This window comes from Chamaesiphon sp. OTE_75_metabat_556, assembly GCF_031378165.1.
Lineage (GTDB): Bacteria > Cyanobacteriota > Cyanobacteriia > Cyanobacteriales > Chamaesiphonaceae > Chamaesiphon.
In genome coordinates, this window is sequence record NZ_JANNDR010000316.1 from 1 (window position 1) to 2030 (window position 2030).

Annotated in this window: 2 protein-coding genes; one reads left to right on the top strand and one right to left on the bottom strand. The window is 50.0% G+C overall.

Annotated elements, in window-relative coordinates; all coding sequences use genetic code 11:
• Positions 1 to 203, bottom strand: a 203-nt coding sequence (locus RMO27_RS12660; protein WP_309732977.1) for a hypothetical protein, incomplete at its 3' end; no start/stop codon positions are given.
• 13 nt (positions 204 to 216) lie between these two features.
• On the opposite strand from RMO27_RS12660, the gene RMO27_RS12665 reads away from it, so the two are divergent.
• Positions 217 to 2030, top strand: a 1814-nt coding sequence (locus RMO27_RS12665) for a WD40 repeat domain-containing protein (protein WP_309732979.1), incomplete at its 3' end; no start/stop codon positions are given.

A 2030-nucleotide genomic window follows, 5' to 3' on the forward strand; every position in this document is an offset into this window, starting at 1 on the left:
GTCTTCCCCTGTTCCTCTTCGACCCGCCTGAGTGCGGCGAGTGTTTCTTCCTGACTCCGCTTCGCCGCGGCGAATTCTTTATCGGCACGTTGCTCGTTCCTCCTCGCCGCTTCCATATTTTCCTGCGCCTGAATCGCATACCCAATCGAAATCGCCGTCCCGACGATCAACGCGATCACGAGCAGAATCGACAACTCGGTCATCAGTCGGTTTCGCTTGGCCCACTTCCGCATCCTCTCGACCTTGGAATCCCTGGGACGTAGATCGCTAATCGAGCACAATCGGGGCAAATTTACCCAGCAGGCGATGGTGATGGAGTACATGACCGCCCGCACGATCGATCGGATGGTTGCGGAATTAACTCACTGGATGCCAACAGACAGCCGATCTGAGTTACCACTGTGGCTGAGTTATCCCCTGCTAGCAGCCGATTCGCCCAAGTATATCCACGCGATCCAAACTCGCACGATCTTAGAACCGATCGTTAGTCAATTGCAATCGCACTTCGGTTCTAAATTAGGATTAGCCGCACACCTCAAATCAATTATCGCCAGCTTGCAAACCGACTATCGCGGCGTGCTCCATTATGGCGGCGGGAATTCGATCGATCTATTGCGCCATCTAGATATCGATCTGACTGGCTACAACTTTGCCAATTTACCGATCTTGCAAGTTAGTTTTCAAGGGGCGATCCTCCATAATGTCAATTTTAGCGGTGCCAACTTATCTAGATCGATCTTTACCCATAACTTTGGCGGGGTATATGCCACCGCCTTTAGTCCCGACTCGCAACTAGTCGCATCGGGAGAATATAACGGTAATCTATATATCTGCAAAGTTGCCACCAAAAGGCTGATCTTCAAGCTCCAGGGGCATGCGAATTGGATTTGGTCGATCGCCTTTAGCCCCGACGGTCAGATCCTGGCCAGTGCCAGTCAAGATGCCACGATTCGCCTGTGGGATGTCAATACGGGACAAATTATTTACGTTTTACAAGCAGATAGCTACCATGTTTTGTCGTTATCTTTTAGTCCGATCGAGTTAGATCTCCCATCTGGCAAAGTTTACGTCCTAGCGACAGCACATGGCGATGGGGCGATTAGATACTGGAGTGTCGCCACCGGACAACAGATCGCCACTCGATCAAGACATCCCAAACAAGTATTTTCAATTAGATTTAGTCCCGACGGTAAATTACTGGCGACGGGTAGTGACGATTGCACTGTCAAAATCTGGGATGCGACGACTGGCGAGTGTCTACACACCTTAACCGAGCATCCTAAGCGCGTCTGGGCAATCAGATTTAGCCCCGATGGCAAATTACTAGCAACAAGTGGTGGCGATGGCACGATTAGAATTTGGGATGTCGCGACCTGGAGTGTGTTGCAGATAATGACGGGCTATCGCGATTGGTTTTTTGCGATTGAATTCAGTCCCGATAGTCAACAGCTTGCGATCGGGAATGACGGTTATCTCGTCAAAATTTGGAATGTTAGCACCAACCAACAGATATGTACCCTGCGCGGACATACTACCTGGATCTCCACCCTCAACTTTAGTCCCGATGGCAAAATATTAATTACTGCCAGTGGCGATCGCTATGCGTTCTTGTGGGATACAGGCACCTGGCAAGAGTTATATCGCTGGCAGGGTTATTCTAACTGGATTGAGTCAGTCGCTTTCGATCCGACGGGGACAAAGCTGATAACTGGCGGTCAAGATGGCATCATCAGCGAGTGGGATCTTCAAACCAAAGAAATTCTCCAAACTTTCCCCGGACAGCACATGTGTTTGTGGTCGGTAGATTATAGTCCCGATGGCAAGTCGATCGTCAGTGGTGATGCCGATAGTATCGTGAGATTGTGGAATGCGGAAACTGGCAAATTGACAGAGACATTTTCCGCCCAGCAAGGAGATGTCTGGCGAGTCAAATTTAGTCCCGATGGGCGGCTGATTGCCGGCATAGGCATGGACAATATTGGCGTTTGTATCTGGCTGACAACTGGTGAATTACTCACGACTTTAAGCGG